The sequence below is a fragment of the Mesorhizobium monacense genome (genome assembly GCF_056781675.1).
On the sequence record NZ_CM165567.1, the window covers coordinates 4,300,936 to 4,302,872 of the forward strand.

At 63.7% G+C, this 1,937-nt stretch carries 1 protein-coding gene; it reads right to left on the bottom strand.

Annotated elements, in window-relative coordinates:
• Positions 1-1,872, bottom strand: a complete 1,872-nt coding sequence (locus AC1RUK_RS20880) for a GAF domain-containing protein (RefSeq protein ID WP_481839140.1) — start codon at positions 1,870-1,872, stop codon at positions 1-3.
• Positions 1,873-1,937 lie beyond the last annotated feature (65 nt).

A 1,937-nucleotide genomic window follows, 5' to 3' on the forward strand; every position in this document is an offset into this window, starting at 1 on the left:
TCAGCCCGCCCAGCGCCAGAGGGTCAGGCGCAGCCAGTCGATCATCTTCTGGGTGTAGACGAAGAACAGCAGCCGTTCGTCCACATGGGTCTTGCTGACGCCCTCCATGCCGGGACGTAGCCGCTCGGGGGACCCGGTGAGCGAAGCCTCGACCATGAACGAGTTGCGGCCGTTGCCTTGTCGCGAGACAGAGGTGATCTGTTCGATCTTGTACGACAGCGGCTCCCTCGGCAACGCGCTGACCCGCAACTGGCCGGTCTGGCCGATCTTGATGTCTTCGATGTCGCTTTCGTCGACTTCCAGCACCACGCGGTAAGCATCGAGTGGCGCGATGTGAAACAATTCCTGGCCACGCTCGACCGCCGCGCCGACCGATTGTGACAGATCGCCGGCGACAATAAATCCGTCAAACGGCGCCACCAGGCGGGTGCGCCGCAGCTGTTCGTCGATCAGCGACAGCTGCGCGTCCGCCTGCTTGATCTGGGCCTCAATGATCTGGCTTTCGGCGCGCTCGCCTCGCGCCAGCGCGCGGTCAAATTCCGTTTCCTTCTGAGCCTTGGTGGTGACCAGCCGCAGCCGCTCGAAAGTCAGATCCTGATCGTCGAGCTGCGCCAGCACCTGATCCTTGTGCACCGTTTCGCCTGCCTTGGCGAATTCCGACAGAACATAGCCACTGAATGGGGCAACGATGGTTCGCTGCACCGAACCGCGAATGACCGCAGGCGCCGTTACCGCATAGGGCGAGATGGCGACGCTCAGATAGGCGGCTATCGCCACCGCGGCCAGCGTCGCAATCTTGCGCCCGATGAAGCGTGGGCCAAGCAGCCGCTTGATCTGGATCCAGCCCGCCTCGATCGCCTTGGTGAAGATTGTTCGGTCGTTGCGGCGTTTTTCCTCGAGTACCGGTCCGACCACGGCCGCAACTGCATCGCAAAGGTAGATTGTCTGCTGGTCAAAGCTCGCGTCGGCGGGCCGCAGGAAAGTGAGCGCGCCCGTCATCCGGCCGTTGCTCTGCAGCGGCACGGTCAGGGCAGCGCCGTTCTTGTGCTGGCGTGTCAAGGCTTCGTGCGCGATGCTGACCCGATATTCCTGACCCTCGCGCGGTGGCGCGACGACCACGGCCCGCTGGTCGATCGCCTCGTCCATCGCCGCCGCGACGTCGCGCATAAAGCTGACCTTGCTGTCGAATGCTGCCGAGTGGGACACCGCCGCAACGCGCGTCCAGCGCCGGCGCATCACGCCAATGGCGACCGGGTCGCAATTCAGCCGCATCGCGAGTTCGGTGACGAGCGCAGTGCAGGCGCTCTTGTACCGCTTCTTCTCGATCACTGTCGCCAACATATCGAACGCAAAGCGGCTGCGCTGCGCTGCCTGTTCACCCTGATCGCTCATGCCGCGGCGCACATGCACTTCGACCCAGCCGCAAGCCCACTGGATCTTGCGCATGATGTCGGTGAAGGCAGCGTCGTTTCGCTTCACCGCAACGGCACAGGCGCCGAACAGATGCCCGTCGATGAGGATGGGGGACGCGATGATCTGTGTGTCGTCCGCCGGGCCCGATACACTGACGCCCTGACGCTTTCCTGTCGCCATTTCGGCGGCGGCGAGAAGTCCGCCGGCCGGCGACTGTGAGTTCGGCCATGCGGCAGCTAGCACATAAGGCCCGGCATCGGCTTCCCCGAGCACCAGGGCTGCTGCGGAGGCATCGGGTATCTGGCGGCACAGGAGGCCCAGCCATGCGCCGATGAACTCATCAGACGTCCCGGCAGTGCGGAAGCGTGTCCACAGCGCCTGGTCTAGAACGCTGTAACTGACGATGCCGGTATCATCCAGCATCCTACGAGTGTCACCTTCAAGGATGCTATCGGCCATGGACACCCGTTTCGAGGCGGCGGACGCAGTTCGCGAAATGTGTGAACTGCGCCGCCATCATTGTC

What these genes read in the sequence shown, in the direction of transcription:
- AC1RUK_RS20880 (WP_481839140.1), bottom strand. Translation starts at nt 1,872, where the DNA reads ATGGCCGATAGCATCCTTGAAGGTGACACTCGTAGGATGCTGGATGAT.